Raw genomic sequence first — 7,006 nt, 5'->3', positions numbered from 1 at the left:
CCTTCATGAAAGTCAGCCTCGCCCGTCATGGTTCGACGCTGCTGTTTTCCCTCGACGACAAACTGGTCGACAAGGCCCTCGGCACCCTCGACAAGCGCTTCCCGCCGATGGCCGACGTGCTGCCCAAAGACGTGCTGATGCCGATCTACTTCGGCCCGGACGCGATGGCGCAGCTGATGCAACAGGAAACCCTCGACAGCCTGCCGCAGGACATGGAGCCGGTGTTCTACAACGCCGCGCAAACCTACCTGATCCCGAAACTGCGCACCCTCGGCGGCTTCGGCAAATACGCCCTGACCCTGCCGCAAGGCAGCGAGCCTGACGGCCACTGGCAATGGCTGCCGCTGGAATGGAAAGCGCTGTGACGGCATTGATCCGCAGCCTCGGCCTGCTCGCGCTGTTGTTCAGTGCGGGCGCTCGTGCCATCGAAGCGCCGGCGCTCGATCCGGCGCAATCCCAGGTGTTCCGCGCCTGGTTCGTGCGCATCGCTCAGGAGCAACTGAGTCAGGGCCCGAGCCCGCGCTGGTATCAGCAGGACTGCGCCGGGCTGGTGCGTTTCGCCGCCAACGAAGCGCTGAAAGTCCATGACGACAAGTGGCTGCGCAGCAACGGCCTGTCCAATCGCTATCTGCCGCCGGAGCTGTCGCTGAGCGATGAGCAGCGCAAGCTCGCCCAGCAATGGCAGCAGGGCGGCGGCAAGGTCGGGCCGTACGTCAACGCGATCAAACTGATTCAGTTCAACAGCCATCTGGTCAGCCGCGACGTGTCTCAGGCGCGCCCCGGCGACCTGATGTTTTTCGATCAGGGCGACGACCAGCACCTGATGATCTGGATGGGCCGCTACATCGCCTATCACACCGGCACCACCACCCCGACTGACAACGGCATGCGTTCGGCAAGCCTGCAGCAACTCATGACATGGAAGGACACCCGATGGATACCCGACGCAGCCAACCCCAACTTCATCGGCGTCTATCGACTGAACTTTCTCTCCCAATGACCGGTGCCCGCATGTTGCGACTCTGCGCTCGAATTCCTCTGCTGCTGGCGCTGTTGCTGCCACTGGCGACTGTCAACGCTGAAGATTCGGTGGAGCCGAGCGGCTACACGCCGGTCTCCGGTGAAAGCTTCTTCCTGCTCGCCGACAGCAGTTTCGCGGCGGACGAACAGGCGATGGTGCGCCTCGAAGCACCCGGCCGCGACTATCGCCGCTTCCGCATGGAACCTTATGGCGGCGCCGACATTCGCGTGTACCGCATCGACAAGCCGCTGGATTTCCTCAAGCGCCAGAAGAACCTGCACCGTGTGGTCAGCGACGGCCAGTTCAAGGGCGAAGGCCTGTCCAACACCCTCGCGTACCTGTGGGACAACTGGTACCGCAAATCCCGCCGGGTGATGCAGCGCGCGTTCTCCTACGAGTCGCGCAAGCAAGTCACCGAGGAAGTGCCGGAACTGAAGATGGGCAACGCCATGGTCGCGCCGACGCCGTACGACGCGCAGCCGCAATTCGCCTTGATTCCGGGTCTGCCGGTGGTCAGCCAGTTCCGCTATCCGCTGTGGCAGGCCAAGCCGATCCAGCCGCCGGCCGGGGTCAATCTGGCCGGCTCGTCCAGCGACTTCGTCAGCGTCGCACCGGGTAACGTCTACATCCCGTTGGGCCAGTTGAAGCCGGGCCTGTATCTGGTTGAAGCGCTGATCGGCAAGTACCGCGCGACCACCATGGTCTTCGTCTCCAACACCGTGGCGGTGAGCAAGATTGCCGGCGATGAATTGCTGGTCTGGGCTGCGCGCAAACACGAAGGCAGTTCGGTGCCGAAGGTCAACGTGCTGTGGACCGACGGCCTCGGTGTGATGAGCAGCGGCGCCACCGATGCCGATGGTTTGCTGCGCCTGAAACACGTCAGCCCCGAGCGTTCGTTCGTCATCGGCGAAGACGAAGAGGGCGGGGTGTTCGTCTCCGAGAACTTCTATTACGACAGCGAAATCTACGACACCAAACTCTATGCCTTCACCGACCGGCCGCTGTATCGCCCGGGAGACTGGGTGTCGCTGAAAATCGTTGGTCGCGAGTTCAAGAATGCGCGGGATTCGGTGTTGCCTGGCGCGGCGGATGTCACCGTCAGCGTGCTCGACGCTACTGGCACCGAGCTGCAGCACCTCGACCTGAAACTCGATTCCAAGGCCGGCACCCAAGGCCGTTTCCAGCTGCCGGACAACGCCGTGGCCGGTGGTTACGAGATCCGTTTCAACTATAAGGATCAGGCTTACAGCAGTGCTTTCCGTGTCGCCGAGTACATCAAGCCGCACTTCGAGATTTCGCTGAACCTGGCCAAACAGGATTACCGCACCGGCGAGCCGGTCAAAGGCAGCCTGGTGCTGCTCTACCCGGACGGCAAACCGGTGGCCAACGCCAAACTGACCCTGAGCCTGCGTGCCCAGCAATTGTCGATGGTCGATAACGAGCTGCAATACCTCGGGCAATTCCCGGTGGAACTGACCAGCACTGAACTGACCACCGACAGCAAGGGCAATGCGACCCTCGACTTGCCGGCCGCCGACAAACCGAGCCGCTACATGCTGACCGTATTCGCCAGCGATGGTGCGGCGTATCGGGTCAAGACCACCAAGGAAATCCTCATTGATCGTGGCGCCGCGAGCTTCCGTTTGAGCGCGCCGCAACGTTTCAGCGCGGTCAACGACAAAGTCGCGTTCAGCTACGCCAACGAGGGCGGCAGCGAGCAGAGCAAAGCAGTGACCCCGAGCAGTTACGGCTGGGTGCGTCTGGAAGACCAGAGCACCGGTGAAGGCAAACTGGCGGCGACGGACAAGGGCTTCAGCATTGCCTTCGAACGTCCGGGCACTTACAACCTGACGCTGAAAGATCAGCACGGTCGCGTCCTCGGCGCCACCGGCCATTCGGTCACGGGGGAGGGCGTCAAAGCGGTGCCGGGCACTGTGGAAATCGTCCTCGACAAGCCCGAGTACAAGGCCGGCGATGAAGCGCTGGCGCTGATCACGTTCCCGGAGCCGGTCAGCGATGCCCTGCTGTCGCTGGAGCGCGACAAGGTCGAAGCCACCGCGCTGCTGGCCAAGGGCGGCGACTGGCTGAAGCTGGAAAAACTCAGTGACACCCAATACCGCGCACGCATTCCGGTGAAGGACAACTTCGCGCCGAACCTGACCTTCTCGGTGCTGTACACCAAGGGCGGTCAGTACAGCTTCCAGAACGCCGGGATCAAGGTGGTCGCGCCGCAAATCGACGTGGCAATCAGCACCGACAAAGCGGTGTATCAGCCGGGCGAAACCGTCACCGTCGACCTGACCACCCAGTTCGCCGGCAAAGCGGTGCCGGCGCACCTGACCGTCAGTGTGGTCGATGAAATGGTCTATGCGCTGCAACCGGAAGTCGCGCCGACCATTGACCAGTTCTTCTATCACCCGCGTCGCAACAACGTGCGCACCAGCGCCAGCCTGTCGTTCATCAGTTACGACGTCGCGTTGCCGGGCAGCCCTGGCGCGCCGGGCAAGGCCAACCGCAGTGAACGCGGAGTGAAAGTGTTGGAGCGTCCGCGTCGTGAAGACGTCGACACCGCCGCCTGGCAGCCAGAGTTGCTCACCGGTGCCGACGGCAAAACCCGTTTCACCTTCAAGATGCCGGACTCTCTGACTCGCTGGCGCATCACCGCGCGGGCCATTGCCGATGACGGTCAGGTCGGGCAGAAAAAGCAGTTCGTCCGTTCGGAAAAACCGCTGTACCTGAAGTGGAGCGGGCCGAGCACATTCCGCAAGGGCGATCAGCCGCAATTCGGCGTGTTCGCCTTCAGTCAGGCCGAGAAACCGGTCAAGGCTGAACTGGTCACGCACTACGCAGGGGCCGAACAACGCCTGCCGGTGACCCTGAACAACGGCATCAACTACCTGCCGCTGCCAGCGTTCGCCCTGGCCGCGGGGGAGTGGACTGCCGAACTGGTGCAGGACGGCAAAACCGCTGACGCTTTGGCCGTGCGCCTGAGCGCCACCGGTGATGGCTGGCAAGTCACGCAAACCCAAAGCCTCGACGTCGCCAGCGGCGATACCCCGTTGAGCCTGCCGGCGGACGCCACTGACATTCGCCTGCGTCTGGATGACAGTCCGCAAGCGTTGTTCCGCTCGGCCCTCGATGATCTGCTGAGCTACCCGTACGGCGGCGTCGAGCAGACCGCCAGCCGCTTGCTGCCGCTGAGCATCGCGTATCCGTCGCTGGCGTCGAGCCCGCAGATCCGTGATCGCCTGCGTCTGATCATGCAGAACAGTCGTCTGCGTCTGGTGCAAATGGCCGGGCCGTCCGCGAGCTTCACCTGGTGGGGTTATGACGGCGAGCCGGATGCGTTCCTTACTGCCTATGCCTACTACGCCGACTGGAACGCCAGTCAGGTGCTGGAGCTGACCCTGCCGCCAGAACACTGGCAGCGCGTGCTGGAGGTGTACGCCAAGCAAGCGCCGAACACGCCATTGCTGCAACGGGCGCTGATTCTGTCGTTTGCCAAGCAGATGCATTTGCCGGTGAACACTTTGCTCAGCGGTCTGATGGAGGATCTGGCCAAGGCCGGTGAGGGCAACGCCGAAACCCTGATGGACGACGGCGAAGACAGCCTGGTGATGAACGACCCGGACTCGGCGCTCGGTCTGGCGGCGGCGCGGGTGTTGACCGCGTCGCTGGCGACCCAGGCGAAAGTGGCGCTGCCGGAGGCGTTCAATCGTCAGGTCGGCGCGGCGCAACAGCGTCTGGCGGTCAGTTCGCAGCCGTTTGCCGAAGCGCTGAACCTGTCGCTGCAGCCGTTCGATCAGGCGCGTGCGACGGCGTTGTTGCAACGTCTGCTGCCACAACAATCGACCCTCGAACGCGCCCTGGCGCTGAGCTGGTTGCAACGCAGCATCACCCAGGCCTCGCCGACCATCGCACTGATGCCGGGTGAAGGCTGGAAGAAAAACTATGGCGCAACCGGTGAGATGTTCTGGACGTGGCAGGGTGCGACACCGGTGCCGAGCGTGTTGACGGTGTCCGGTACGCAAGAGCGTCCGCTGCGCGCGGCGTTGAGCTTCCAGACCCGGCAACCGGCCGTCGATCCAATGGCCGTGACCATCACCCGGCGCCTGTCGCGACTGGTGCCGGGCGACGAAGCGTTCACCTTCAAACTGGAGCCGGTCGGCAGCAAACCGCTGTCCAGCGACAGCCTGTATCTGGACGAAGTGATCCTCACCAGCAAGGCGCCGAAACCGCTGCGCTACGGCATGCTCGAAGTACCGCTGCCACCCGGCGCCGATGTCGAGCGCACGACGTGGGGTATCAAGTTGCAGGGCAAGGACGGCACCGAGCCGACCGCGCTGGAAAAGGCGCGCTTCGAACCGGGGCAACTGGCCTACGCGGTGCCGGTGGATGCGCTGAGCGGCGAATTGCGCCTGCGCCATCTGGTGCGCTTCTCACAGAAGGGCCAGTTCAACCTGCCGCCGGTGCGTTTCACTCAGGTCTACGCGCCGCAGCATCAGGCCCAGGAAGCGAAAGCTGCCCTCGGTCAGGTCACGGTCAACTGACATGAACCGGCCGCTGCTGTGGCTGCTGATGTGTGTGATGCCTGCGCTGGCGACGGCGCAGGATGAGCCGTTGCGCGTTGCCTATAAGGGTGAGTTGTTGTCGTTGAATCACACGCAACTGATCGCCCGCGAGCCCTTGCCGGCGACGCTGGATACGCCGCTGGGCAGTCTGTGGAAATTGTTCGTCTATGCGTGGCTGGTGGATACCGGTGCGCGCGAGCCCGCATATGAATGTCGCGGGCAGTCGAAGGAAGAGGTTTATTGCTGCTCGGCGGGCGGCAAGATCGAACGTGATCAGGCGTTGGTGAAATCCTGCGGGTTGTACTTTGAGCCGGCGCGGCTGGGCATCGCTTCTGCCGATTGGCGCACGTATTGGCAGGCGCGGCAGGCGCCGTCGTGGTTGCTCGACTTACCGTCGGTGCAACCGGCTACGCGGGTTTCCGTGGCTGAGTTGCTGAAGGTGTTGGCGGTGCTGCCGGCGCAGGATCAGATGCGCCGCGTATTACTCGACGTGGTACTGAACGCGGCGGACGGCAATGTCGTCGGTGAGCTGGGCGGGCGCTGGCGGGTGAAGACCTGGAGCTGGCTCGGCGATCAGGACCCGCAGTCGCGCCAGGGTGGTTTCGCCGGTTGGACGGCGGACGGTGCGCCGGTCTGGGCTGGCGGGCGCGGCACCAGTCAGATGGTTCTGCGGCAGTACGGTCAGGCATTGTCGACGGTGTTGTCAGCGGCATGGCCGGCGGAGGCTGGGCGTTGTGTCGAAGTCGGTCTGTTCTCGCGTTATCCGCTGGCGCGGGTCCTGGCGGGCGAGCGGGTGGTGACGTCCGGCCCGTTGCAAGGCGACTACCGCGTCGAATTCGCCAATGGCAATGCGCTGGATATCCACAGCGCCGGTGAACTGTTTCTGCTCAACGACAAACTGGCCGCCCGGCTCGATCGCGAAGAATACGTCGCCCGCGTCCTTGAGCGCGAAGCCAAACCGGAACCTGCAGAAGCGGCCAAGGCGCTGGCCGTGGCGATCCGTACCTATCTGCTGCAAAACGCCACGCGCAACGGCGATTGCCTGAGCATCGACGACAGCAGTAATCGCCAGCGCGTCGCCCCGCGCCCAGCTTCGGCCGAGTCACGCAACATCGCGGCGTGGACGGCGGACCTGGTACTGGCCGGCAGCACCGTCACCTATCACTCCGATCAACCCGGCCCGGACAAGCTCGCCTGGCAACAAGCCGTCGAACAAGCCAACGCCGGTCAGCGCTACGACGCCATTTTGCTGCACGCCTATCCACGCGCCAGCCTCAGCCGGTGGGACAACCCGGTCGCTTCCTGCGAAGCACTGCCCGCCGCACAGGACTGGCTGCAAAAGCAGCGTCGCGGCTGGCGTCCGACGCTGGAAAGCGAAACCGGCTACAACGAAGTCAGCACCTTCGCGGTGTGC

5 protein-coding genes are annotated in these 7,006 nt (G+C 63.8%); 4 read left to right on the top strand and 1 reads right to left on the bottom strand.

The annotated features are described in order from the left end of the window. From DBR24_RS15965 to DBR24_RS15955, 3 genes are all read left to right on the top strand, one after another. Positions 1 to 365 (top strand): DUF2138 family protein (locus tag DBR24_RS15965; protein ID WP_128615240.1); only part of this gene is annotated, 365 nt, incomplete at its 5' end. Next, the gene (locus DBR24_RS15960; RefSeq protein WP_128615239.1) at positions 350 to 1,000 is read left to right on the top strand and encodes a DUF1175 domain-containing protein; all 651 of its coding nucleotides are present in this window, start codon (positions 350 to 352) and stop codon (positions 998 to 1,000) included. The genes DBR24_RS15965 and DBR24_RS15960, both read left to right, overlap by 16 nt. Continuing rightward, positions 997 to 5,571, top strand: coding sequence for an alpha-2-macroglobulin (locus tag DBR24_RS15955; protein WP_128615238.1), 4,575 nt, complete (start codon positions 997 to 999; stop codon positions 5,569 to 5,571). The genes DBR24_RS15960 and DBR24_RS15955 overlap by 4 nt, the downstream gene beginning before the upstream one ends. On the opposite strand, the gene DBR24_RS34850 is transcribed toward DBR24_RS15955, so the two are convergent. Further along, entirely contained in the window at positions 5,564 to 5,866 is a 303-nt protein-coding gene (locus DBR24_RS34850) for a hypothetical protein (RefSeq protein WP_371921302.1), read from the bottom strand. The genes DBR24_RS15955 and DBR24_RS34850 overlap by 8 nt on opposite strands. On the opposite strand from DBR24_RS34850, the gene DBR24_RS15950 reads away from it, so the two are divergent. Next, on the top strand, positions 5,771 to 7,006 hold a 1,236-nt coding region (locus DBR24_RS15950; RefSeq protein ID WP_371921301.1), incomplete at its 3' end, for a DUF2300 domain-containing protein. The two genes, DBR24_RS34850 and DBR24_RS15950, sit on opposite strands and share 96 nt — an antisense overlap.

This window comes from Pseudomonas sp. HMWF006, assembly GCF_003061205.1.
Classification (GTDB): Bacteria; Pseudomonadota; Gammaproteobacteria; order Pseudomonadales; family Pseudomonadaceae; genus Aquipseudomonas; species Aquipseudomonas monsensis.
This window is presented reverse-complemented; position numbering and strand designations above follow the sequence as displayed.